Below are 23,823 nucleotides of genomic sequence, written 5' to 3' on the forward strand. Positions count from 1 at the left end.
GAGGCCGCCGTCCACCATGCGAGACGAGGAGGATGCCGGAGTGCCTGGACTGCTCAGTGCCATGGAAGGATTCTTCATCATCGGCGTGGTCATCGCCGTGGGCTATGTGGCCGCCCGCTTCCATGTCGGTGGTCCCACGGCCCAGCTGGTACTGAACAAGTACTCCTTCTTTGTCTCAACGCCCTGCCTGATGTTCGCCATCCTCTCCAAGCAGAAGCTGTCGGTCATCTTCCACCCCAGCATCATCGTGGCCTTCCTGTCGGCGGCGGCTGTGGGTCTGCTCTTCGTGGCCCTGAACGCAGCCAGCTTCCACCTGCCGGCCGCCGAAGCCACCATCGGCGCTCTGGACTCCCTGTATTTGAACTCCAACAACATCGGGCTGCCTGTGGCCACCTATATTCTGGGCAATCCCACACTGGTGGCGCCCATCCTGGTCATGCAACAGGCCCTGTTCACCCCCATCGGGCTGACCGTCCTGGATGCGACCACCTCCGGCAAGCTCTCGATCAAGACCATCCTCAAACAGCCCCTGAAGCAACCCATCCTCATCGGCTCCATAGGCGGCATAGTGATTTCGGCCATCAGCGCCCAGGCCGGTCATTTCGTCATCCCCGACTTCGTCTACAAGCCCATCGACATGATCGGGCAGTCGGCCGTGCCCATGATCCTCATGGCCTTTGGCATGTCACTGCGGGGTTCGCGGCCCATGGGCCGGGGCACCGACCGTCGTGCCACCCTGTGTGCGGTGATTCTGAAGAATCTGGTCATGCCCATCATCGCTTACCTGCTGGCCCGGTTCATGATGGGTTTCAGCGGTGCGGAACTGTACGGGTGCGTGGTTCTGGCGGCCCTGCCCACCGGCCAGAACGTCTACAACTACGCGGCCCGGTACGAGGTGGGAACCACCTTCGCCAGGGACGGCATCCTGCTGAGCACGATCAGCTCGCCCGTAATCATCGCCCTGGTCGCTGTGCTTCTGAGCTGATGAACCCGACCGGGCCTTCTCTTCAGCCTTCGGCCGCCAGAGTCTCCAAGCGTTGCCGGAAGTGCGGCCAGTCCTGACCGAAGGCCTTCAGAAGGGGCAGGTCCGCGACCTTGTCCAGATCCACCCATTCCAGGGCAATGCTCTCATCGTCATTCATGCGGGGCTCGACCTGATGGCCAGGACGCTCAAAGGCCAGGATGGTCGTGTAGCCCCAGGGGCCATGATCCTCCAGGTAGGAGCCCACCACCTCAATGTCCTCCGGGCGGATGTTGGCCTCCTCATAGCTCTCGCGCAGACCGCCCTCCAGGGGGTTCTCCCCGTCGGAGATAGCGCCGCCCGGTACACCCCAGGTGCCGCCCTCGGCGCTCCACCGGGCCCGGTGCTGCAGAAGCACGCTGACCGGCGCGCCCGTGTCTGCATCACGCCGGGCCAGCAAGACGCCGGCAGCCCCGTTGAGCCCCCAGTGACGTCTGCCGCAGGCGCAGTCCACCCACCCGTCGCCAGGCTGGTGGACGTTCTCCACGGGGGCGACCAGTCCTTCAGGACCATGCGTCGATCCGGCTGTCTGCTGCCGCTCAGGCATGACTCGTCCGGCCCACAGTCGAGGCCAGGAGACGCCCAGCTCCTGGGCCAGGGCACGCAGGGTGGGCATGCTCAATCCCATCACTCCACTGGGATCGCCTTGGATGCCCTGAATGAAGGCACTGCCCAATCCCTCCAAGGTGAAGGAACCGGCCACCTCCAAGGGTTCGCCGGTGGCCACATAGGCCTGCATGACGGCCCTGTCATAGTCTCCGAAGGTCACCTGAGCGTTGCTGACCGCTCGGGCCCGTCGGCCGGTGGCCAGATCGATCAGACAGTGGCCGGTGACCAGGGTGCCGGTTCGGCCGCGCATGGCCATCAGCCGCTCCAGAGCACGCTCCGGCTGGTGAGGCTTCCCCATGACGGCGCCGTCCATGCTGAACAGTGAATCACACCCCAGCAGGAGGGGCCCGCGCCCGGCGCCGAGCATACCGCCCCAGACCCCAATGACCTGGCTCATGGGATCCCTGGAGGATGCATCCGAATCGCCCTGGCTCAGAGGTCTAAACGTGACCAGATCGCCCCGCGAGCGCCTTTCGGCATCCTTGACGGCATCCATGGTCGCTTGGACAGCCGAAGCCTTGGCTTCGGCCAAAACACTGACCCGTTCGCGCACATCCAGGTCCTCCAGGTGACAACCCAGCTGACGGGCCCGTTCCGCCAGGACGGCCGGCTCATCCACTTTCGAGGGTCGGATGATGGGGTCGATGCCCGCTTGAACCAGAAGCCGCCGCCTGGAGGGAGAGGATGAGGCCAGGATGAGTGGGATATGCCTGTCTTCAGTGTTCACGATAGCCTTCCTGGTTCCCTTCCACCTGGACCCCCTGACAGTCCACGCCCAAGGACAGGATCCGCCAGCGGCCGGAATCCAGATAGTCCTTGGCAAGGGTCTGCAGCTCATTTTCGGCATCACCGTAATGCAGGACGATAATGCAGGGCCCGGCTCCAGAGACAGCAGCCGCGTAACCCTGACGGCGCAGGAGCTGCAGGAGCTTGGTTGATGAGGGCATGAGCCCAGCCCGGTATGGCTGATGGAGCCGGTCCTGGGTGGCCACGAAGAGCAGGGCGTTGGATCTGGCAGCCTGCTCATTGGCCTCGGCTCCCTGGTCATCCAGGGATCCAGGGTTCAGAGCGCCAGGAATCAGGGCCGCCCGTGACAGGTTGTGAACGGCATCCGCGTACGGCACCCGGTTGGGCAGGGCCTGCCGCGCCTTCTGCGTGGACAGATGAGCGCCGGGAACGAAGACTGTGGCTTTGATGGCCGGATCCACCTTGTAGCGCAGGGTGTGGTAGCCACCCTCCAAGGGCGCGCCCCCGGCTATGGGCAGGGAACCCACCCCCTCGCCAGTGGCCAGATCATAGGAGACGGTCAGCCCACCGTAGACGGCAGGCGCCACATTATCGGGATGCCCCTCGATCTGAGCGGCCAGCGCGAAGACGGCATCACGGCGCAGTGGGCCCTTATGGGCGAAGGCCGCTGCCGCCGCGATTCCAGCCACGATTGCCTCGGCGCTGGATCCCAACCCCCTGGCCTGGGGGATTCGGTTGACCGCGCGCATGATGAAGCCGAACCTCGGCAGTCCGAAGACCTGGCAGGCCCGCCTGAAAGTAGAGACGACCAGGTGTGTCTCGTCCCGGGGCAGAGTCCGCTCCCCCTCGCCCTTGATCACGACATAGGCGGTGGTGTCGCCCGGATCCACGGAACGGGTGAAGACGATCTCGTCATGGTAGTCTAGCGCCAAACCGACCGCATCGAAACCTGAACCCAGGTTGGCACTGGTGGCTGGCACACGTACCCGCACAGTAGACGGACCCTCTGCAGCAGCTGCCATCATTGGGCCTGCCGATCGAAGACGCGCAGGATGGAGGCCTGCCCGGTGACCGAGTCGAAGGTGGAGATTCGCTCGACCACCTGCCGCAGGGTCACCTCATCGCACAGGTGGGTGACCACGCGAAGCTGCTGGATCTCTCCGCTATAACCCGGGTCATGCAGGGTGGGCTTGATGTCCTGGTTGACGCCGTTGATGGAGATGCCCGCCTCGGAAAAGACCTGGGCAATGGCCGCCAGTACGCCAGGCTTGTCGTGAATCAGGAAGCGGACGGCAAAGGCGGCCCGGGACGCATCCAGCGGGGCCATGGGGATGTTGGCGTACATGGGGATTCCCGGACCCATGCCATGCTGGACGATGTGGCGGGCCTCGGTGACCACATCCCCCAGAACGGCTGATGCGGTGGGTGCCCCGCCTGCGCCCCGACCGTAGAACATGAGGTCGTCGGCGGCCTTGGCAGTGACGAAGACGGCGTTGAAGCTGCCATGGACCGAGGCCAGGGGGTGGTTGTCTGGGATCAGTGCCGGGTAGACCCGGGCGGAGATACCCTGTTCGCCGCGTTCAGCCACGGCCAGAAGCTTGATGACCCGGTGCTCGGTCTGTGCGGCCGCAATATCGTCGGCGGTGATGGCGCGGATGCCCTCGACGGGTACGTCATCCATGCGCACATCAGTGTGGAAGGCCAGCGTGGCCATGATGGCGGCCTTGGCGGCTGCATCCAGCCCGTCCACATCGGCAGTGGGGTCCGCCTCAGCAAAGCCCTTGGCCTGGGCGTCGCGCAGGGCCTGATCGAATTGCAGACCCTTGGTGGTCATTTCATCAAGAATGTAGTTGGTGGTCCCGTTGACAATGCCCACCAGGCTGGTGATGCCGTCGCCCACCAAGGACTCACGCAGGGGCCGCACGATGGGGATGGCCCCGCCCACGGCCGCCTCGAAGTAGATGTCGACACCCCGCTCTTCGGCAGCCCGGTAGAGCTCAGGACCGTGCTGGGCCAGGAGGGCCTTGTTGGCGGTGACCACGCTGGCGCCGGACTCGATGGCCTTGAGCAGCAGGGTGCGGGCCGGCTCGATGCCGCCGATCAGCTCGATGACGATGTCCGCCCGGGTGACCAGGTCGGCTGAGTCTGTGGTCAGCAGGGACGGATCGATCCAATCAGCCTTGACCTTGTCAGGATGGAGGACGGCGATGCCCACCAGCTGCAGGGGACGGCCCACTCGACTGGCCAGGTCCTGGCTCTGTTCCACCAGGAGGCGGGCGGCCTGGGAACCCACGGTCCCGGCCCCCAGAAGTGCTATGCGGATGGGCCTGACGGCCTCCTGCTGCTGCATGCGTTCAGGCATATGGATCCTCCATCCGCCCCATCGGGGCCTGTCGCAGGGTGTTGCTCCATCTTAGAAAGCCAATCCGACACCCGCATCCACCAAGGCGGAGCACATCATCCCTGATCCAAGGCCAGCAGGTCATCCATGGTCTGCCGTCGCAGCATCAGGTGAGCACCTGACTGGTCCAGACCCACCACGGGAGGGATCAAAGCCTGATTGTAGTTGCTGGCCATGGTCCGCCCGTAGGCGCCGGTCACCGGCACCAAAAGCAGATCACCCCGGCGGATGTCCGCAGGCAGGGGCACATCCTGCACCAGGATGTCTCCCGATTCACAGTGCTTACCCACCACACGGGCCTGGATCCGGTCCGCACTGCCCTCCCGGTTGGCCAGAACAGCCGTGTATTCGGCCCCGTAGAGGGCCGGACGAATGTTGTCGCTCATGCCGCCGTCAACCGAAACGTAGGTGCGCACGCTTCCGTCAGACAGGGGGACGGGCTTGACAGTGCCCACCCGGTACAGGCTCATGCCGCAGGGAGCCACGATCCAGCGGCCGGGCTCAAAGGCGATGACCGGCATGGGCATACCCAGACGGCGGTTGATGGCGACCATGTCAGCTCCCAGACTGGTCAGGGTCTGGTCCAGATCCATCCGATCCTCATCCGGGGTGTAGGGCACGGAGAAGCCGCCACCCAGGTCCACCTCGGGCATCAGGTATCCGTCGGTGGCCCAGAAGGTGTGCCGCAGCAGCATCATGCGACGGGCGGCCTCGATGAAGGCCGAAGAGTCATGAATCTGGGAGCCGATATGGGTATGGATGCCCACCAGCTCCAGTTCTCGCTCGTAAGAGCGAATCTCCTTGAGCAGGGCGATGGCCGGTCCGTCAGCCAGGGCGGACATGGCTTTGATCCGGGCGGGATCAGCAGGTTCAGCAGGCCCGTTGGCAGCCGAATACAGGGCCGAGGAGGACGGGGAGACCACAGAATCGCCAGGAGCCAAGGGGGTGTCATTCTTCATGGCCGCCGAAGCCACTGCCCCAGCCTGTCCGGAGGATCCAGGCTCAGGCCCAAGGTCCAGCAGGCCCACGTCGGTGCCCTGGGGAAGCAGAGGAATGCCGAACTTCTGATCCTCGTGTGCAGTGGAAATGTACTCGTGGCCACCGGCGTGCACACCCACGGTCACCCGGAGCATGACCTTGGCGCGACGTCCCTGGGCCCTTGCAGCAGCGGCGATTCGTGCAGGCTCGTCGGGCGCGTCGATGACGATGGCCCGGTAGCCCTCCCTCACAGCCAGGTCGATCTCCTGGTCGGACTTGTTGTTGCCGTGCAGGACCAGACGACGGCCGGGGGCGCCGGCGGCCTGAGCGATCAGCATCTCGCCCAGGGAGCAGGTGTCGATATCCAATCCCTGGCGCAGCATGATCCGCACGGTCTCCTTGCTCAGGAAGGCCTTGCCCGCGTAGCTGACCCTGGTGGTCGCACCGCCCAGGTCACGCAGGGCCGCCTGACGGAAGGCCGAGGCTCGTTCAGCCATCATCGCAGTGTCCATCAGATACATGGGGGTGCCGTAACGCTTGGCCAGGTCCTCCATGGAGCACCCGTGCATGGTCAGCATGCCCTGGTGGTTCCGCTGCAGAGCTCCGGGCCAGAACCCGTCGGGCCCCAGCCCGCACATCCCTGTTTCCATCAACGACCTCCCGGTGACCTTAAGGGTTTACATACGGTCCGGAGCCTGGACACCCAGCAGCCCCAGACCGTTGGCGATGACCTGCTGCACAGCATCATTGAGCCGCAGACGCGCCGCCGCACGGGCCGGCTGTGGATTCCTGTCCTCGTCCTGATCCAGATCCTCACGGCCGGTCGGCTCCATGGGCACCACGCGCTCCAGGTTGTACCAGCGGTGATAAACCCCCGCCAGCTGCTCCAGGTAGTGGGCCACCCGGTGGGGGGCCTTCTGATCGCCGGCAGTCTGAACCACATTGGGATAGAGGGCCAGAACGCCCAGAACTTCGTTGTCAGCCGCAGTGTCCAGCAGGGACAGGTCGGCCGCGGACGGGTCGATGCCCGCCTGGGCTGCGTTCCGATCCACATTTTTCGAGCGGGCGTGCGCATACTGCACGTAGTAAACGGGGTTGTCATTGGTGTGCGAGGCCAGCAGGTCCAGGTCGATGTCCACGCTCTGGTTGTAGTCGGTGCGAGCCAGGGAGTACCGGGCGGCATCCACGCCCACGGCATCCACCAAGTCGTCGATGGTAACCACGTTGCCTGCCCGCTTGCTCATGCGCACGGCCTGGCCGTCCTTGATGACGTTGACCAGCTGGCCGATCAGGATCTGCATGTTCACTCCGGGGGTGTCCCCGAAGGCCGCGCAGATGGCCATCATCCGGCCGATGTAGCCGTGATGGTCGGCACCCAGCATGTAGATGGCCTCGTCGCAGGGATCCTTGGGCCTGCGCCGCTTATTCAGATAGTAGGCGATGTCGGCCGCCACATAGGCTGCGTGGCCGTCGGACTTGATGATCACCCGGTCCTTGTCGTCGCCGTAGGTGGTGGAGCGGAACCAGGTAGCCCCGTCCTTCTCGAAGATGTCGCCCTTGGCCCGCAGTTCGTCAATGGCCCGGTCCACCTGGCCGGACTCATACAGGCTGTTCTCATGGAACCAGACATCGAAATTGACCCGGAAGTCACGCATGGACTGCTGGATCTCGGCGAACATCATGGGCACAGCCCGCGTACGGAAGGCCTCACGCTGGGGGCTGTCCCCCTCTGCACCATCCTCGTCGCGCACCCTGGGCATGGCCAGGATGTCCTGCCCCTGGTCGGCGGCCTCCTTGACCACCCGCGAGGCGATCTCATCAATGTAGGAGCCCTTGTAGCCGTCAGCAGGCACGGGCTCGCCGTGGGCCGCCGCCACCAGTGAGCGGGAGAAGCGGTCGATCTGCGTGCCGTGATCGTTGAAGTAATACTCCCTGACCACCTTGGCGCCGTTGGCCTCCAGAACCCGGGCCATGGAGTCGCCGACGGCCGCCCACCGCGTGCCGCCGATATGGATAGGACCCGTGGGATTGGCCGAGACGAATTCCAGATTAAGCGTGCGCCCGCTCAGGTGATCGTTGCTTCCGTATGCGGATCCCGCCTCCAACACCGCATCGACCACAGCAGCCGCCGAGGCCGAATCCAGGGTTATGTTGATGAAGCCTGGGCCGGCCACATCCACCTGGGCGATCCCGTCGGCCTCTCGCAGGGCCTCGGCCAGGACCTGTCCCAGTTCCTCAGGCCTCATTCCGGCCTTCTTGGCCAGCTGCATGGCGATGTTGGTGGACCAGTCCCCGTGGGAGCGATCCTTGGGGCGCATGACCGCCAGATGGTCGGCATCAGGAACCATGTCGGGCTCCAGGCTTCCCAAGCGGCCTGACTGGGCCATCTGGACGGCGGTCGAAGAGATGATACGGGCAAGTGCTTCAGGACTCATGCCCCCAAGTCTAGCGACGGCGGTGACCAGCAACCGGCCTGTCTCAGGCCAGAGCTACGACCTCGATCTCGACCAAGGCCCCCTTGGGGATGTCCGCGCCACCGAAAGCCACGCGGGCCGGCCGCACCGAGCCGATGAAGACCTGGGAGTAGGCCTGGTCCACCTGGGTGAAATCCTCCACCCGCCGCATAAGAACAGTGGCCTTGACCACCTTTTCCATGCCGCTGCCGGCTGCATCCAGGATGTTCTTGACATTCTTCAGGGCCTGGGTGGCCTGATCAGCCGCAGTGCCCTCCACCAGATCGCCGGTGTCCGGGTCGATGCCCAGCTGTCCGGAGACAAAGACAAAGCCCCCGGCCTTCACAGCCTGACTGTAAGCCCCCAGGGCCTGAGGCGCATATGGCGTGCCGATCTCTTCTGGTCCATCTTCCATGGATCCGTCCTTTCTTCAGGTCCGCCGCACCCATGCCGGGCCGAAGCCCCAGGCGGACACCGTCCACTATAGGAGTGCCCGCCCGGCGCAAGCGGTACCCGTCTCAGCCCTTGCGAGCCTCCTGACCCATCCAGTAGGCCAGGGAGCGTAGATCGCCAGCCTCGTAGGTCTTGACGAATTTCTCGACCTGGTCCGGATCCGAGCAGGTCTCCGGGAACCGCATGTAACGGGTGTCCAGAGGGCTGGCTTTCGTCAGCTTGATGTCGATGACCGAAGACCTGTCGGCCTTACGAGCCTCGGAGAAGGCGTGACGGGCATCATCCACCGTGCGCACGGTGAAGCCCAAGGCACCCATGCCCTCACCAACCTTGGCCCAGTCGGTGTCCGGCAGGTCCACTCCGCTCAGGGGCTGATGGCTGTCGTCGCGCTGCTCGGCCTCGATGTAGCCCAAGGACTGGTTGGAAAAGACCACGTTGATGACCGGAGCATGGTACTTGAGCTGGGCCAGCACCTCCTCGCCGAGCATGGCGAATCCGCCGTCGCCGCTCAGGGAGTAGACGGTCGATTCCGGATGCTCCAGCTTGGCAGCCAAGGCGGCCGGCACGGCATAGCCCATGGTGGCGTGCTTGCCGGAGACGGTCCAGCGGTTGGTGGGCTTCAGATGCAGCAGACGCAGGAAGTCGATGTCCACATTGCCCACATCGGGGATGACAATGTCATTGTCCTCAAGCTGCTGATCGATGATGTGGAAGACAGGCTCGGGCCTCAGGGGCGTGCGGGTGTCTTCATTAAAGGAGGCCAGCCACTGGTCCCAGTTCTCCTTGCTGCGCAGACAGGCCCTGTAGAAGACGGACTCCTCCTGGTCCTGGCCGGCGGCGGTTATAGCCTTGAGGGCCTCGCGGGCATCGGCCTGGATGGCCAGGACCACATTGGCCTGGAAGCGCTTGCCCAGCTTGGCCGGATTCAGATCGATCTGGATGACCTTGGTGTTGGGAGTGACGAACATGGACCCGAAGGGGTTGTCCGAACCCACCCAGACCGTCAGATCCGAAGTGTAGATGGCCTCCGTAGCGGTCTTGGTGGCCACACGGCCGGCCGACTGCAGGTAGGCAGGATAGGTGTCCTCCACAATCCCCTTTGCCGGGAAGGTGGAGACCATGGGCATCTTGAAGCGCTCGGACATGGCGACCAGTTCATCACGGGCCCCGGCAGCGCCCTGGCCGAAGTAGAGCAGCGGCGCCTTGGCGGACTGAATGATCTCCACCGCCTTGCTGACCTGGTCGGCCGCGGGCTTCAGAGGCTCCGGCTTGCGGAAGTTAAGCGCAGATGCCACCGGGCGGTCGTCGATCTCAGCCCAGGCCAGATCCTTGGGAATGATGACTACAGAAACCCCGTGGTTAGCATAGGCGCGGCGGATGGCCTCGTCCACCAGGACCGGCAGCCCCTGGGCGTTGGTGGCAGCCCGAGCGAATACGGCCACATCGGTAAAGATAGGCACCTCGTCCATGGCCTGGAAGAAGTCCATGTTCATAAAGGCCTGCGGCACCTCGCCCACCAGGGCCAGCACCGGCACACCGTCCTCACGGGCATCGTAGAGGCCGTTGAGCAGGTGGACCGCCCCGGGACCCGACGAGCCGAAGCAAACACCGATCCGACCGGTCAGCTTGGCCTCGCCGGCGGCGGCCAGGGCTCCGGCCTCCTCATGACGGACCTGGATGAAGTCGATGCGCTCGCGCTCGTTGTGGATGGCGTTCATCATGGAGTCGAAGGAACCGCCGGGCAGGCCATAGATGCGCGGCACCCCCCACTGCTCCAGGACGTGAAGGACAGCATCCCCTGCATTGATTCGATTGGCCATGTGAACTCCTTTGCTTCACCGGGGAAAGGAGGCTCCGCCACAACGCGGAAGCGTCGGCCCTCCCCGACGTTCGGTCTTACCCTTTCACTATGGCACCTGAGAACGAGGACACAAGCGGGCCAAGGGTCATGTTCCTCAAAAGCTTAGTGATTCACCGCACATATCGTGACACATCGCATGCGCTTATTTCATCCAGTGAGTGCCATGATCATAATCCCGGACATAATGACAGACGGGAGTCATATATAAAAAAAAATCCCTGTGCCTTTGACCGCAGGGATTTCATCTTGGTGGGCTCGAAGGGATTCGAACCCTCGACCTTCTGTTCCGGAGACAGACGCTCTATCCGCTGAGCTACGAACCCGACAGCCACTTTCCAGTGGACAACAGAGACCATACTAGGACACTTTGCGCATTTTCGCACCCATGCGCGTCCTCACGTGTCGGTCCAGCTCACGCTGTTCCCGGCGTGTTGCCCCAAGATTTCAGGCGTTTCGTAGGTATTGTGATGGCATGGCTTCGTGTCACCGCCCCGGTTGCGCCATTGCATCCTCATGCGGTGGCGCGAAGCCGCCAACATTCCCGGATGATCTTCTCTCGGGATGATTCACACTCTAGTTCCTTCACCCGGCCATCACAAGCGACCTTCACATACCTGGACAACTCGAATGGGCTGTGGACGGCAAATGGTGGCCGCACCCGGCCTACCGTACCATGGGATGCATGGCCATGAATGAGGACGAGAACGAGGACGATTTCGAGTTCGAACGCAGATTCTTCTGCCGAAACCTTCCCCGAGAGCTGCTCGGAGAGAGTCGACCTACCCTGATCGTGCAGAGCTACTACGTACATGAGGACAACTTCGCCCTGCGTGTGCGCCTGCAAGGCCAGGTGGACCCGGTGGTTCCCATGACGACCCGAACCGATGCCCTCCACACTCTGCTTGAGGAAGGCGACCACTTCGAGGCTGCCTCAATGACCGCCAAGGGACCTTCCGTCGGCGGCACACGCTACGAGGCCGAAAGGGCCATCGACCCGGGCATCGCCCTGGAGCTGATCCTGCGAGGCGGCATTCCCATCGTCAAGAACCGGTATGGAGTCTGGCTGGACGAGGACTGGTGGAACCTGGATGTCTTTGGGGACGGAAACGCCCCCTTGGTGGTGGCCGAGGTGGAGCGGACCGGGCCGGTGACCGACCTGACCATCCCTGATTTTTGCGCCACGGAGATCACCGATGACCCGAGATTCTCCAACGATGGGCTGGCCGACCATCCCTTCGGCGACTGGGCGACCAACTTCGACCGGGAGCTGAAAGCCAGCGGACCGCGCTTCCTGACCAACTTCGACCAGAACCGAGATTCCTGACCCAGGAGCGGTTCAGTACATCAGCGTGGACAGACGGCGGCGGGCCTTGGCCAGCCGAGGATCGGTCGGCTCAGGAATGACGAAGTACTCCAGCAGACGACGGCGGATGGGATCGGTCTGATCCCGGTGCCCGGCCAGAAAGTCCAGCAGACGATCGAAGGCATCCTGGATCTGGCCGCCGATCATATCCACATCGGCCACATCCAACTGGGCCTGCAGGTCGTCAGGGGCATCGGCAGCCGCCTGGCGGACCTTGCGGACATCGGCCGTGGCTGAACGGGCCATCAGCAGGCACTTGGCCTGTTCCCGCTTGGCCAGATCGTCGGTCGCGTCGGCCTGGACCAGCTTGCCATAAGCTTCGGCCGCAGCTTCATAGTCGCCCTCCTGGGCCAGCCGGTGAGCCTCTTGATGGGCAGGAGGGATGGCATCAGCCGCTGCCTGGCCGGCTTGCTCATCTTGGCCCTGGTCGTTGGTCTCCTGGTAGGGGGCGCTGCCGGTGATGCCGGCCTTCTGTGCCATCTGAACCACCTGCGGGATGAGCTGATCGGTGATCTGGTTCATCTCCTCATCGGTGGGCAACCCCTGCAGGATTGGCATGGGTCGGCCTGCCAGCAGGGCAAAGAGGGCCGGCGCGCCCTGCACCTGGAAGGTCTGGGCGATCTGCGGATTGGAGGCGATGTCGATGCGGGAGAGCTGAATGCGCCCCTCCTGGGCATTGACGGCCTGGGCCAAACGGGTAGCCAGGGGAAAGAGGCGGTCGTCGGTGGGGACCCAGAGCAGGACCAGAATGGGGAAGGTGGCTGAGGTCTGGACCATGGCCTGGAAGCTGGCCTCCGTGGTATCGATCACGTAGCCGCCGGCAGCGGGTGCGCCGCCCTGCTGGCCTGGCTGAGCATCGACCTGATGCTTGAGCGCGCCCAGGTCGACCGCTCCTGCCAGCGAGACGCCCGGCTGCCCCTGCCCGTTCTTGTTCGCCATGTCAGTCCTCCTAAACCTGGCGGCTGCCGACTGCAGCTTCGGCCCGCCCTCGATTGCATACTCCTGGAAGCCAATCTAGTCCAAGGATCGGGCGTTCACCCAGCGCAATCCCGCCCTTCAGACCGCTTCCACCTTGATGGGTTCACGCTCGGCACCCACGGCCCTGATGGGCTCATGCGAGTCCGCTGAAGGTATGTAAAGGGCGATCACGTTGACATAGGTGACCTTCATGGTGCTGGTGGGCTTGCCCTGTCCGAAGAGGGCCTTCTCGGCATCCGAGGCCGGCGAGGACTCGCGGCCCTCACCCGCCTGCCTGGTCCAGACCGAATCGATCCGGGCCACGACCAGATCGCCTCCATCGGAGGAGTGCATGACCCGCAGCTGCCCCTGTGCCGGGGTGAAGGTCTGCGACTGGCTGCCCTTGTTGGCTTCGATCCCCTGCTGAACCACCTGAGTAAGCGTGCCCAAAGAGTTGCGGAAGTCATCCTGGGCGAACTCCTTGGCATACTTGCTGCCCTGGGGATTCTGCAGGAGGTCGGCATAACGGCGCACGGCCTCCACCGGCGTAGCCTTGAGACCCTGATCGTCGCCCTGCCCCATCCTGGCGCCGATGGTGGCCACCGGGAACTTGGGCAGCTGGGCCCCCTGGAAGAGCCGGGCCACCCCCCAGAGCTTGTAGTTCTCATGGGCGGACTCCTGGTCCAGAACCAAGAGGCGCTTGGACTGCTGATCCTGTGTGGTGGTGGTAATCGAAAAGACCGAGCGCGGCCATCCCGGATCGCCGGGGATGACCGTCTGAGCGATGGTGGTAGGGATGGTCGTCTTGGGATCCAGCTGCCCGGTGGCCTGGGCAATGGTCAGTTCGCTGGTGCGGATCTCCAGCTGGGGGCCGCTGACCCGCTGGTCCAGCCCGGCCGGATCCTTGGCCTCGTTGGCCTGGTCCAGAACAGCCCCGATGCTCTTGCGTATGCGGGCCTCCTGGGCAGGGGTCAGATTGGGCTCAGGGGCGGTGGTCGCGGTGCTCTGAGGCTCGGTCCGGCGAGCTTGGGGAACCTGCCCCTCGCAGGCAGACAGTCCCGGCAAAAGGACCAGGGACAAGGCCAGTGCCGCTGCTGCCGCCACCCTGTTCATCGGCTTGTTCGTACTCATGGGCGCTCCTCCTCCCCCTCGTGGGCAAGCCTGGCTAGGTAGGAGGCCATCTCCTGACTGCTGATGACCCTGGTGGACGACTCATCCTCAGCTCTCCGGTCGCCATCCTCCTGTTGGTCGGCGACCAGATTCCGATTGCGCGGATCAATCACCACGGGCGGCCTGGGCGGGGGACCTGGATCCCCCTGTCGCGCCTGGCCGCGGGCATGACGCCGACGCCGACCCGAGGTCGAGCTACGCCGTTGCCCCAGCCCAGGCAGAATCGCGCTTCCCAGGGCCTGGGCCACGCTGACCTCGGGAGTTTCCTCAGACTCCTGCTCGGGCTCGGTCTGCTTGCGGCGCTTAGCCGGCTCCATGGCGAAGACCGTAGCCGAAAGAACGGCCAGCAGGGCCAGCAGACCACCGGCGAAGTAGAAGGGCATGGCAAAATTAGGCAGCTTGTCCCGCTGCCAGAGCATCTCCAGCCCCAGGGAACGGGAGCCCTGGGGGACCGCCACCAGCAGGACGGCCTGCGGGTCCTCGGTCTTCAGAGACATCGACACGCTGCTGTCAGAACAGGCAACCTGTTTCCACATATCCGAATCCTGAAAGGCCACGCCCTGATCATGTTTGACGGCCTTGCCTGGGCTGGTGTCCCTGCCAACGGACAAGGTCTGCCAATCATCCAGGCCACGCACCCGGGCCACATCCTGCCCGGCCGTCCAGCCGGCCGCATCTTTAGCCGTGGTCAGGGCCATGCAGATGGTCGGCTTCTGCGACTTATGCGCTGTGGACCTGGAGGCCCCGGTAGAGGCCGCATCCACACGCATGGTCACCCTACTGTCCACCAAGGGAAGCACACCTGGATCGGTCACCACATAGGCTGCCTTCGTGCGCGCATGCGCATCCACGTGGGCCGAAGGCTTCCAGACCGTGGCGTTCATAATGCCCAGCACAATGGCAGCCACAGCCAGCAGTCCGAAGATGGGGGTGACGATGCCGCGCATGATCATGCTGTGACGCGAGGGTTTGTCAGGCCGCGTCATCTCATCGGTTTCTTCGGGTACTTGCTCCATATTATCGACATTCTACCGTCGGCTCCCTATGATCTGGTTTCCGGCACCGGGAAATCACCCATAAGCCCTAAACTGGTCTTCTATGACCATCATCGCAAAACAATCAGGCAGCAAGCGTCTGCTGGGCGCCATGACCGCTCTGGCCCTATGTCTTGGACTGTCGGCCTGCGGCGGGAATTCTGACGGAGACGGGCACTCGGGGGACACCATGCAGGGCGTATCAGCCAGCGGCAAACTTGGCAGCAAGCCCGACATCAGCTTCAAGACCCCCTTCAAGGTCGAGAACCAGACCCATCAGGTCATCCAGAGGGGCGATGGCGAGGTCATCCGCGACGGGGACCGCGTATGCACCAGGAGCCTGGCCCTGGATGCAAAAACCGGCAAGGTGATCAACTCCACCTGGGACAAGAGCAGCCCGGAGTGCTCCATCGTCATCAGCAAGAAATCCATCCCCGCATACTATGACACCTTCAAGGGCCTCAAGGTCAACTCGACCGTTGCCGTAGGCATCGATGAGTCAGGTTCCGGCACCAGCAGTCAGGCGACCAGCTCCTATATCATGGCCCTGACCTTCGTCTCCAGGTCCAAGAACCTGACCCGCGCCGAGGGTCAAAAGGTGACCGACCTGCCCAGCGACCTGCCAAAAATCAGTTTGAATGACAAGGGCAAGCCCTCTCTGGACTTCAACGGCTACCAGCCCAAGGGAGGATTGGTCGTCCAGCCCCTGATTAAGGGCAAGGGGGCCAAGGTCGGCCAGCATCAGAGTGTCAGCGCCAACTACACCGGCTGGCTGGCCTCCAACGGCAAGCAGTTCGACTCCTCCTGGGACCGGGGGCAGGCCAGCGACTTCAGCCTGGACCAGGTGGTCAAGGGCTGGCAGCAGGGTCTGGCCGGCCAGACGGTGGGCTCTCAGGTTCTTCTGATAGTTCCGCCCGAACTGGGCTATGGCAGCCAGCAACAGCAGAAGATCCCGGCCAACTCGACCCTTATTTTCGTGGTTGACATCCTGGCCGCCTACTGACCTGTCAATTCACCAACTCAGGCAAATAGGGGCCCGTGCTCATCCAAATGCGACTGGATGGGCACGGGCCCCTGTCATAAGCGAGACGACCAGTTCAGTCCTTGCCGCCCTCGACCACGATCTCGTCGGGGTTGGCCGCACTGCCGTAGACCGGCTCCAGGGTCTTGCGGTAGTCCTCATGGAAGAACTGCTCCTGGCCCAGCTTGACCAGCTCCTTGTTGATGTAGTCCAGCAAAGGCTTGTTTCCCTTGCGCACAGCCGGGGCGATGACCGCCTCGTCCCCGAGCTTGGTGATGCCTACCGAGAAGCCCTTGTTGGCCTTGGCCCAGGCCAGCACCTCGGTGTTGTCGGTGCTCATAGCATCGCCACGGTGGTCCAACAGAGCGTTGTAGGCATCGGCGTACTGGTCGTACTTCTGCAACTTGACTTCAGGGTAGTGCTGCTCGAAGTAAGGCTCAGCCGTAGTGCCCTTGGCGATGATCAGGGTCTTGCCATTGAGCTCCTTGACATCTTTGATCGGCGCAGAATCCGGGGAGACCACGCCCAGGAAGACCTTCATATAGGGCTTGGCGAAGTCCACCTTGCGGGCGCGATCATCGGTGACGGTGAAGTTGGCCAGAACCACGTCCACCTTGTTGCTGGACAGCACATCCACACGGGCGGCCGGATCCACCGAGGTGTATTCGGGCTTGACGCCCAGGTCCTTGGCCAGGCGCTCGGCCAGTACCACGTCGTAGCCCTGGTTCTTGCCGTCCTTGTCCACGTAGCCGAATGGGGCCTTGTCGGTGAAGACCGCCACCTTGAGCTTCCCGGACTTGGTGATCTGCTCCGGGGTGCGCGCAGACCCGGATGCTGCCGAGGAGCCGGAGTTGCTTGCCGAGCCGCTTCCAGCGTCACTGGGGGTGGCCGCCGAAGGGCCGCAGGCCGCCATGGAAGCCATCATCGCGATCGTCGCCCCCGTGGCCAGCGCCGTCCGTATCAATCGGTTCATTACCCTTGCGGTCATGATCCCTCTTTTCCTGTTCTCTTTCCTATGGCCGCCCCTAGGGACGGTTCCGGCGAAGGCCGCCGGACGAATATGCGAAGTCCTCATCAGGACTCCTGATCCTGGTCCTGATCCCGCCTGCGCTCATAGGTGAAGGTGGATAGGAAACGTTGGGCCCGGTCAGTGGCCGGGTGGGTGAAGAAGGCCTCCGGGTCGTCGGACTGCTCGACCAGGGTGCCTCCATCCAGGAGGACGATATGGTCGGCAATGCCCCTGGCGAAGGCCATCTCATGGGTGACGATCATCATGGTCAGCCCCTGGTCGGCCAGTTCCAGTATGACCTGGAGGACCTCGCGGACCATCTCTGGATCCAGAGCCGCAGTCACCTCATCGAAGAGCATGATCTCGGGATGGAGGATGAGCGCCCGGCAGATGGCCACCCTTTGCCGCTGGCCACCCGAGAGCTGGCTGGGCCAGGCATCCCGGCGGTCGGCCAGACCCACTCGATCCAGCAGCTCCAGAGCCTCCTGCCGTGCCTGGTCCCGCTTGCGCTTCTGCACCAGGATGGGCGCCAGGGTCACGTTGTCCAGCACGGTTCTGTTGGGGAAGAGGTCGTAGCTCTGGAAAACCATGCCGATCCTGGTGCGCAGGTCAGAGCTGCGGGTGCCTGACATCAGGCCGCCAGGACCTCCGCTGTGCTTGCCCAGGGGATGACCGGTCTCCACCACCTGACCATCCAGAAGAATCCGGCCACCCTGTATGGGCTCCAGTCCGGCTATGGTCCGCAGCAGGGTGGATTTGCCTGAGCCCGAGGGGCCCAGGACCACAAAGACCTTGCCCTTGGGCACCTGGAAGGAGATGTCATTGAGCACAGGGCTCTGTGCCTGCGGATACTGCTTGACCAGGTGCTCGACGGTCAGCACCGCCCCTTCCTCCTGGTCATCCTGTGGCTGATTCGCCGTCGTTTGCCCCTCAGTCATGGGCCCACCTCTTTTCCAGATGCCGGGCCACCAGGGACAGGGGCCAGCAGATGAAGAAATACATGAAGAAGATCACCCCGTAGATCCACAGGGTCGCCTGGGGGTAGGCGAAGCGGTTGGCATCGATGATCTGCTGGCCGACCTTGATGACCTCGATGACGCCCAGCAGGGCGGCCAGAGAGGTGGTCTTGACGATCCTGGTGGCCAGGTTGACGCTTGCCGGCAGCAGTCGGCGCAGGGCCTGGGGAAGGATGATCCTGGAGAAGGTCTGCCATGAGCTCAGTCCCAGCACGTAGGCCGACTCCACCTGGGTACGGGGAATGGACTCCAGGGCCCCGCGAACCAGGTCGCCCAGCTCGGCCCCACCCCAGAGCACGAAGACCAGCAGGCAGGCGCCGGTGGCATCCAGATTCAGGTTCCATGCCCTGGACAGCCCATAGAAGGCGATGAAGAGCAGGGCCAACTGGGGCATGATGCGGATGAAGTCCAAATAGATCCTCATCAGGAAGCGGATCAGGCGGTTGCGCCGGGTCATCAGCCATCCGACTACCAACCCCAGGGGCAGGGAGAGCAGGACCGAGACGCCGGCTATCCAGACGGTCACCCAGAGCCCCTGGAAGAGCCTGGGCATGACCCCTGGCTGGAAGAGCACCTCAACGCCGTGCATAGTCGAACCTCCGCTCAAGAACGGTTCCGATGACGGAGATGGGCAGCAGGATGACCAAATAGGTGACGATGAGCAGGGTCAGCGACTCGTAGGTGTCGTAGGAGGTGCCCATCAGGTCCTTGGTGACATACATGACATCGGCCAGAGCGATGGCCGAGACCACCGAGGACTCCTTGATCAGGAAGATGATGTTGGCTACCACGCCCGGTATGGCGCTGCTCAGGGCCTGGGGCAGCACGATCCTCGACAGCGTTTGCCCACGCGTGAATCCCAGGACGCGGGCAGACTCGATCTGCACCTGGGGCACGGCCTCGAACCCACCGCGCATAGCCTCGGCCATGTAGGAACCGCCCAGGAAGGCCAGCCCGACGATGGCGCAGGTCTGGGCGCTCCAGTTGACCCCGAGCTTGGGCAACCCGAAATAGAGGAAGTAGAGCTGGACCAGGAGCGGGGTGTTTCTTGACAGCTCGATATATACCCTTGCCACCTGCGAGAGCAGGGGGATCCTGAAGACCTCCAACCCGGCGCAGACCAGCCCGATCAGCATGGAGAACACCACGCCAAAGAAGGAGATGAAGACCGTTACATAGGCCGCATTGACGAAGAAGTGCAGATTCTGCGCCATGAAAGTCCAATTCATGCCCTCACCTCCCTACTTGCTCTCGTCCTGTTCATCGTCTCCTCTTCACTGCTTCTCGCCCGCTTCCCGCCCACTGCGGCATACAGTCGACAATCCTAGAGAACGCGAGACGTCTTTCTTTGCTTTTCGATATACGAATACCGGATACCGCGTTATCATCCGCTCTCACAACCACCCGGACGGCGATTCATCATGAGACTGAAACCATCCAGCAACTGGACAGTGCGGGCGGGGTGGCCCTAGCCGGCAAAGACTGGCCGACACCTGCAGATCTTGCCTACCTGGCATCTACCAACCAAGTAGGCGCACACTGTGTTTTCGATCAACCCTACTGCTCACCAAGCTAACAAAAAAGCCCGGTCCACATATCCGTGAACCGGGCTCCGAGTGCCTTGATCAGGCAAAGACCTTGGCGCTCTGTGCTGCCTTCCTGATCAGATCGGGGCGATACCCGCTCCACGTCTCCTGGTCAGTGACTACGATGGGGGTCTGCTTGAATCCCTGGGCGATGAACTGGTCGATCAAGGTCTGATCCTCGGTCAAATCCACCTGCTCGAATTCCAGCCCCTGCTTGGTCAACTGACGCTTGGTGGCATCACACTGGGGACAGTGCGCCTTGGTGTAGACCGTGATGGACATAATCGCCTCTCCCTTACATGTAGCCGTGATGTTCCAAGCTCTATAGCCCTCTTCTTGGAACCTGATGATTGCACTCTACACACTCCCAGGCGCGAGCACAATACCACCTGTAGTGGCGTGTCAGGCCGTCAACCCCAATATCTAGTAGCCTTTCAGGTCTTGTAGATCTAAGAGAGCATATATGTGAGCTATCTTACATACATGTTATTTAAGACCGAAAACTGCCTCAGAAGAGGGTCAGTTCATCGCTGTCAGCGCCCTTCATGGCCTCGTAGTCCAGAATCAGACACTCGAATCCCCTGTCCTCGGCAAGGACCCTGGCCTGGGGGGTGATGGTCTGGGCCGCAAAGATTCCACGGACAGGGGCCAGCAGAGGGTCGCGGTTGAGCAGGCGGCAGTAGCGGGTCAGCTGTTCCACCCCGTCAATGCCGCCATGCCGCTTGATCTCGATGGCCACATGCCGCCCCTGGCCGTCCACGGCCATGATGTCCACTGGGCCGATGGGCGTGGGATACTCCCGGCGCACCAGGGTGGCTCCCGGGCCGATGCGGTCGATCTGTTCAGCCAGATAGCGCTGCAGATGCGCTTCTACGCCGTCCTTGACCAAGCCCGGATCCGTCCCCAGGTCGTAGCTGTCGTCGGCATAGACCTGGTAGAGCCTGATGGTGAGCACATCGCTGGATTTTACGGCCGAAACACGCAGAACCTTATGGACAGGCCGAGTCTGGTCCTGATCCTGCTCCTGGGCGATCAGCGCATCGGGCGCAGCAGCTTCGACTACCTCATCCGGTCCAGTCCCAGCCACGGAATCAGCCTTGGTGCCCGCGCCCTCTTTGCCTGCCTCCTCGGGTTCGATCTCCCTGATGGTGCAGGGGGCGCACATCCAGTTCAGGGGCTTGTAGGAGCCCAGCTCCGAGAAGATCAGACAGCTCATGTCGGCCTTGATCAGCAGGACACGCCTGGCCGGCGGCAGGCTGGCGTTGAGACGCCCGGAGTATTCGGCGGAGCAGTCGGCAACAATGATTCGCACAGATGCCAATATATCAGCCGCTGTTCCGGGCCAAGAAGAAAAAAGCCCGGCCAATGCAAGAGCACCAGCCGGGCGGAAGAGGAAAGAGGTCAGGACTACTGTCCCTGATCAGCGTCCTCCAGGTAGTGGTCCACGGCCACAGTCAGCTTGTTGCTGTCGAAGGAGGCGAATCCATTGTCCACATGGAAGGACTGACGACCGCCATCGGTGGCCTGAACCCGGATGTTGCCCTCCTGCAGCAGGGCCAGCACCGGTTCGTGGTCGGGCATGATGCCCATGGACCCCTGGGTGCCGGGCACGGTGACCGACCGCGCCTGACCTGACCAGATGGGCCTGTCCGCCGAGACGATGTTGACCTGCATGGAGGCCTTGCCCGTGTCCGCCATGATTACCGGTATTCCTTCTGCATATCGTGCCACTTGTGCTCAAGGTCGTCGATGCCGCCGATGCCGGAGAAGGCCTGCTCGGGCACGTCGTCGTATGCGCCGTCGCAGATGCGGGTGAAGGCCTCGATGGTCTCGTCCGCAGGCACGTAGGAACCCTTGCGGCCGGTGAACTTCTCTGCCACGTAGAAGTTCTGGCCCAGGAACTGCTCGATCTTGCGGGCGCGGTTGACGGTGGTCTTGTCCTCCTCGCCCAGCTCATCGATGCCGATCAGGGCGATGATGTCCTGGAGCTCCTTGTTCCTCTGCAGGATGGCCTTGACCCGGTTGGCGCAGTCGTAATGAGCCTGTCCCACGTAGCGCGGATCCAGAATCCTGGAGGTGGATGCCAGCGGATCCACAGCTGGATAGATGCCCTGGGAGGCGATGTCACGGCTGAGCTCAGTGGTGGCGTCCAAGTGGGCGAAGGTGGTCGCAGGTGCCGGGTCGGTGTAATCATCGGCCGGCACGTAGATGGCCTGCAGGGAGGTGATGGAGTGGCCCCTGGTGGAGGTGATCCTCTCCTGCAGAGCGCCCATCTCGTCGGCCAGGTTGGGCTGGTAGCCCACGGCCGAGGGCATGCGGCCCAGCAGGGTGGAGACCTCGGAACCGGCCTGGGTGAACCGGAAGATGTTGTCGATGAAGAGCAACACATCCTGATTCTCCACGTCGCGGAAGTACTCCGACATGGTCAGGGCGGTCAGGGGCACACGCAGACGGGTCCCCGGAGGCTCGTCCATCTGGCCGAAGACCAGTGCGGTCTTCTCCAGGACACCAGCCTCGTCCATCTCGCCGATCAGGTCGTTGCCCTCACGGGTACGCTCGCCCACGCCTGCGAAGACCGAGACGCCGCCGTGGTTCTGTGCCACGCGCTGGATCATCTCCTGGATGAGCACGGTCTTGCCCACGCCTGCGCCGCCGAACAGACCGATCTTGCCGCCCTCCACATAGGGGGTCAGCAGGTCGATGACCTTGATGCCGGTTTCGAACATCTGGGTCTTGGACTCCAGCTGATCGAAGGCAGGCGGGTTGCGATGGATGGGCCACCGCTCGGTGACCTTGATCTGCTCACCCTCCTTCTTGTTAAGGATGTTGCCGGCCACATCGAAGACGTGCCCCTTGGTCACGTCGCCCACGGGCACCATGATGGGCCCGCCTGTATCAGTAACGGTGGCGCCACGAACCAGGCCGTCGGTGGGCTTCAGGGCCACGGTGCGGACCGTGGAATCACCCAGGTGCTGCTCCACCTCCAGCATGATGGTGGTCAGCGACTCGCCCTCGGTGTTCGAGGACTTGCTCAGGTCCACGGTCAGGGCATTGTAGATGTCCGGCAGATGACCTGCCGGGAACTCCACATCGATGACCGAACCCTGGACTCGGGTGACGCGCCCCTTGGAGGCCGAATCCGGCTTGCGGCTCGCTGTGGTCGGCTGTTCTTGCTGTGCAACCATTGGCGTTCCTACTCTTCCTCTTTGTTGAGCGCATCGGCGCTGCCGACGATCTCGGTAAGTTCCTGCGTGATGGCCGCCTGACGGGTGGCATTGAGCTTGCGGGTCAGGTCGTCGATCAATCCCCTGGCATTGTCAGTGGCGGTGTGCATGGCGTTCTGCCTGCTGGCGGTCTCCGAGGCGGCCGAAGTCAACAAGCATTCATGGATGCGCGACTGAATGTACTTGGGCAGAACGGCATCCAACACCTCCTGGGGGCTGGGCTCAAAGTCATACAGGGCCGCGTAGCGGTCGCCCTGACGTCCATGCTCGTCGTCCGGCACAGGGGCATCAATGGCCTCCTCAGGCTGCTCCTGGTCAGGCCTGATCAGCTCCAGGGGCAGCATGCGCAGCACCCGAACCTTCTGCACCACCATGTTGATGAATTCAGTGAAGACGATGTAGAGCTCGGAGACGCCTCCCTTGGCCGCTGGAGTCATATAGGTGTCCAGCAGTGCCTGGGAGATTTCCCTGGCTACATCCACACCGGGCCGATCGCTGTGGCCCTCCCAGGTCTTGACGATGCTGCGGTTGCGGTAACGGTAGTAGGAGACGCCGCGGCGACCGTAGACAAAGAGCTGAGGCTGTCGGCCCTGTTGGTCCAGGCGAGCCAGCAACGACTCCGTCTCGCGGATGACCGAGGAGGTATAGGCCCCGGCCATGCCACGGTCGGCTGTCAGCGCCAGCACGGCCACACGCGGGTTCTTCTCGTCCTTCCTGACAATGGGATGGCGGATGTCGTCCGTGTGGGCCACCAGGGCTTGGACTGCATCGAAGATCGCATCGGAGTAAGGCTTCGCGTCCATGGCCACGGTCCTGGCCTTGGCGATGTGCGAGGAGGCTATCATCTCCTGGGCATTGAAAATCTTCTCCAATGCCGAAGTGGAGGCGATCCTTGACTTGAATGCGAGTTGTGAGGCCAT

Annotated in this window: 22 protein-coding genes and 1 tRNA gene; 3 read left to right on the top strand and 20 right to left on the bottom strand. The window is 63.1% G+C overall.

Annotated elements, in window-relative coordinates:
* The first annotated feature begins 40 nt into the window (after positions 1 to 40).
* The gene (locus LPC22_RS02765; protein WP_229132315.1) at positions 41 to 985 is read left to right on the top strand and encodes an AEC family transporter; all 945 of its coding nucleotides are present in this window, start codon (positions 41 to 43) and stop codon (positions 983 to 985) included.
* A gap of 22 nt (positions 986 to 1,007) precedes the next feature.
* On the opposite strand, the gene LPC22_RS02770 is transcribed toward LPC22_RS02765, so the two are convergent.
* The 8 genes from LPC22_RS02770 to LPC22_RS02805 form a co-directional block, all read right to left on the bottom strand.
* Complete coding sequence (locus LPC22_RS02770; RefSeq protein WP_229131911.1) at positions 1,008 to 2,357, bottom strand: Maf family nucleotide pyrophosphatase; 1,350 nt, start codon at positions 2,355 to 2,357, stop codon at positions 1,008 to 1,010.
* Complete coding sequence (gene thrB / locus LPC22_RS02775; RefSeq protein WP_229131912.1) at positions 2,347 to 3,399, bottom strand: homoserine kinase; 1,053 nt, start codon at positions 3,397 to 3,399, stop codon at positions 2,347 to 2,349. The genes LPC22_RS02770 and thrB overlap by 11 nt, the downstream gene beginning before the upstream one ends.
* Entirely contained in the window at positions 3,399 to 4,739 is a 1,341-nt protein-coding gene (locus tag LPC22_RS02780) for a homoserine dehydrogenase (RefSeq protein WP_229131913.1), read from the bottom strand. The genes thrB and LPC22_RS02780 overlap by 1 nt, the downstream gene beginning before the upstream one ends.
* Before the next feature lie 95 nt (positions 4,740 to 4,834).
* A complete protein-coding gene (locus LPC22_RS02785; RefSeq protein ID WP_229131914.1) occupies positions 4,835 to 6,406 on the bottom strand; it encodes a diaminopimelate decarboxylase family protein in 1,572 nt (523 codons plus the stop codon).
* Between the two features lie 27 nt (positions 6,407 to 6,433).
* Positions 6,434 to 8,191, bottom strand: a complete 1,758-nt coding sequence (argS, locus tag LPC22_RS02790) for an arginine--tRNA ligase (protein ID WP_229131915.1) — start codon at positions 8,189 to 8,191, stop codon at positions 6,434 to 6,436.
* Positions 8,192 to 8,234: 43 nt separating this feature from the next.
* The gene (locus tag LPC22_RS02795) at positions 8,235 to 8,624 is read right to left on the bottom strand and encodes a Rid family detoxifying hydrolase (protein WP_024626863.1); all 390 of its coding nucleotides are present in this window, start codon (positions 8,622 to 8,624) and stop codon (positions 8,235 to 8,237) included.
* Positions 8,625 to 8,727: 103 nt separating this feature from the next.
* Positions 8,728 to 10,482, bottom strand: coding sequence for a pyruvate oxidase (spxB, locus tag LPC22_RS02800; RefSeq protein WP_229131916.1), 1,755 nt, complete (start codon positions 10,480 to 10,482; stop codon positions 8,728 to 8,730).
* Positions 10,483 to 10,770: 288 nt separating this feature from the next.
* Positions 10,771 to 10,846, bottom strand: a tRNA-Arg gene (locus LPC22_RS02805).
* A gap of 359 nt (positions 10,847 to 11,205) precedes the next feature.
* Between LPC22_RS02805 and LPC22_RS02810 the strand changes: the two genes are divergently transcribed.
* A complete protein-coding gene (locus tag LPC22_RS02810) occupies positions 11,206 to 11,847 on the top strand; it encodes a CYTH domain-containing protein (RefSeq protein WP_024626865.1) in 642 nt (213 codons plus the stop codon).
* A gap of 12 nt (positions 11,848 to 11,859) precedes the next feature.
* Here the strand turns inward: LPC22_RS02810 and LPC22_RS02815 are convergent, their stop codons facing one another.
* The 3 genes from LPC22_RS02815 to LPC22_RS02825 all read right to left on the bottom strand — a co-directional run bounded on the left by LPC22_RS02815 (position 11,860) and on the right by LPC22_RS02825 (position 15,029).
* Positions 11,860 to 12,825, bottom strand: coding sequence for a tetratricopeptide repeat protein (locus tag LPC22_RS02815; protein WP_229131917.1), 966 nt, complete (start codon positions 12,823 to 12,825; stop codon positions 11,860 to 11,862).
* A 117-nt stretch (positions 12,826 to 12,942) separates the two neighbouring features.
* Positions 12,943 to 13,974, bottom strand: a complete 1,032-nt coding sequence (locus LPC22_RS02820; RefSeq protein WP_229131918.1) for a DUF8094 domain-containing protein — start codon at positions 13,972 to 13,974, stop codon at positions 12,943 to 12,945.
* The gene (locus LPC22_RS02825) at positions 13,971 to 15,029 is read right to left on the bottom strand and encodes a hypothetical protein (protein WP_229131919.1); all 1,059 of its coding nucleotides are present in this window, start codon (positions 15,027 to 15,029) and stop codon (positions 13,971 to 13,973) included. The genes LPC22_RS02820 and LPC22_RS02825 overlap by 4 nt, the downstream gene beginning before the upstream one ends.
* Before the next feature lie 82 nt (positions 15,030 to 15,111).
* Here LPC22_RS02825 and LPC22_RS02830 point away from each other — a divergent pair, with 82 nt between their 5' ends.
* The gene (locus tag LPC22_RS02830; protein WP_229131920.1) at positions 15,112 to 16,050 is read left to right on the top strand and encodes an FKBP-type peptidyl-prolyl cis-trans isomerase; all 939 of its coding nucleotides are present in this window, start codon (positions 15,112 to 15,114) and stop codon (positions 16,048 to 16,050) included.
* 94 nt (positions 16,051 to 16,144) lie between these two features.
* Here the strand turns inward: LPC22_RS02830 and LPC22_RS02835 are convergent, their stop codons facing one another.
* The 9 genes from LPC22_RS02835 to LPC22_RS02875 all read right to left on the bottom strand — a co-directional run bounded on the left by LPC22_RS02835 (position 16,145) and on the right by LPC22_RS02875 (position 23,823).
* Positions 16,145 to 17,041: a cysteine ABC transporter substrate-binding protein gene (locus LPC22_RS02835; protein WP_373312883.1), complete on the bottom strand. Its 897-nt coding sequence runs from the start codon at positions 17,039 to 17,041 to the stop codon at positions 16,145 to 16,147.
* A gap of 101 nt (positions 17,042 to 17,142) precedes the next feature.
* Positions 17,143 to 18,015: an amino acid ABC transporter ATP-binding protein gene (locus LPC22_RS02840; RefSeq protein ID WP_284143458.1), complete on the bottom strand. Its 873-nt coding sequence runs from the start codon at positions 18,013 to 18,015 to the stop codon at positions 17,143 to 17,145.
* Positions 18,008 to 18,682 (bottom strand): amino acid ABC transporter permease, encoded by a 675-nt coding sequence (locus LPC22_RS02845; RefSeq protein ID WP_024626872.1) that lies wholly within the window; start codon positions 18,680 to 18,682, stop codon positions 18,008 to 18,010. The genes LPC22_RS02840 and LPC22_RS02845 overlap by 8 nt, the downstream gene beginning before the upstream one ends.
* Positions 18,669 to 19,322: an amino acid ABC transporter permease gene (locus LPC22_RS02850; protein WP_101432896.1), complete on the bottom strand. Its 654-nt coding sequence runs from the start codon at positions 19,320 to 19,322 to the stop codon at positions 18,669 to 18,671. Before LPC22_RS02850 ends, LPC22_RS02845 begins: the two co-directional genes overlap by 14 nt.
* 396 nt (positions 19,323 to 19,718) lie before the next feature.
* Positions 19,719 to 19,961 (bottom strand): glutaredoxin-like protein NrdH, encoded by a 243-nt coding sequence (gene nrdH / locus LPC22_RS02855; protein WP_024626874.1) that lies wholly within the window; start codon positions 19,959 to 19,961, stop codon positions 19,719 to 19,721.
* 226 nt (positions 19,962 to 20,187) lie between these two features.
* Positions 20,188 to 20,991, bottom strand: a complete 804-nt coding sequence (gene nucS / locus LPC22_RS02860; protein WP_229131922.1) for an endonuclease NucS — start codon at positions 20,989 to 20,991, stop codon at positions 20,188 to 20,190.
* A gap of 95 nt (positions 20,992 to 21,086) precedes the next feature.
* A complete protein-coding gene (locus LPC22_RS02865) occupies positions 21,087 to 21,377 on the bottom strand; it encodes a F0F1 ATP synthase subunit epsilon (RefSeq protein ID WP_229131923.1) in 291 nt (96 codons plus the stop codon).
* 2 nt (positions 21,378 to 21,379) lie between these two features.
* Positions 21,380 to 22,864: a F0F1 ATP synthase subunit beta gene (gene atpD / locus LPC22_RS02870; RefSeq protein ID WP_024626877.1), complete on the bottom strand. Its 1,485-nt coding sequence runs from the start codon at positions 22,862 to 22,864 to the stop codon at positions 21,380 to 21,382.
* Positions 22,865 to 22,872: 8 nt separating this feature from the next.
* The gene (locus tag LPC22_RS02875) at positions 22,873 to 23,823 is read right to left on the bottom strand and encodes a F0F1 ATP synthase subunit gamma (RefSeq protein ID WP_024626878.1); all 951 of its coding nucleotides are present in this window, start codon (positions 23,821 to 23,823) and stop codon (positions 22,873 to 22,875) included.

The organism is Bifidobacterium mizhiense, assembly GCF_020884755.1.
Lineage (GTDB): Bacteria > Actinomycetota > Actinomycetes > Actinomycetales > Bifidobacteriaceae > Bombiscardovia > Bombiscardovia mizhiensis.